1 pseudogene is annotated in these 430 nt (G+C 35.1%); it reads right to left on the minus strand.

What is annotated here, in order from left to right:
• Positions 1-367, minus strand: a pseudogene (locus tag EXE29_RS17390) (IS1-like element ISAba3 family transposase); the annotation flags it as partial.
• Positions 368-430 lie beyond the last annotated feature (63 nt).

A 430-nucleotide genomic window follows, 5' to 3' on the forward strand; every position in this document is an offset into this window, starting at 1 on the left:
AAATAAGCCATTGTTTATTCTTTTTATTTCCAACAAAATTCCAGAACTCATCTACTTCGAGAGATTCATAATGACTTTGCTGAGGCTGAATTTCATAGGTTGATTCAGTTAAAGTACGTAAAACTTTACCGATACTGATGCGCTCAACTTCAGCAATATCTCGTATACCGCTGCCTCTGACCATCAACTGTAATATTTTACGAGTAATACCTGACTTACATCCTAGATAGCTCAGTGCATGATCACCAATAAACTGACGTTTACAGTCTTTGCACTGATAGTTTTGTTTCCCATCTACTTTGATACCATTTTTCTTTATACTATCACTGAGGCAGGTTGGACATTTGATTGCTAGAGTTATTTGCATTTCTCTATTTTATCAAAATCCAATCGGCTTTTTCTTCAGCATACTTTTTGAAACACTACCAAA

Origin of the sequence: Acinetobacter sp. WCHAc060006 (assembly GCF_004209135.1) — a bacterium.
Taxonomy (GTDB): domain Bacteria; phylum Pseudomonadota; class Gammaproteobacteria; order Pseudomonadales; family Moraxellaceae; genus Acinetobacter; species Acinetobacter cumulans.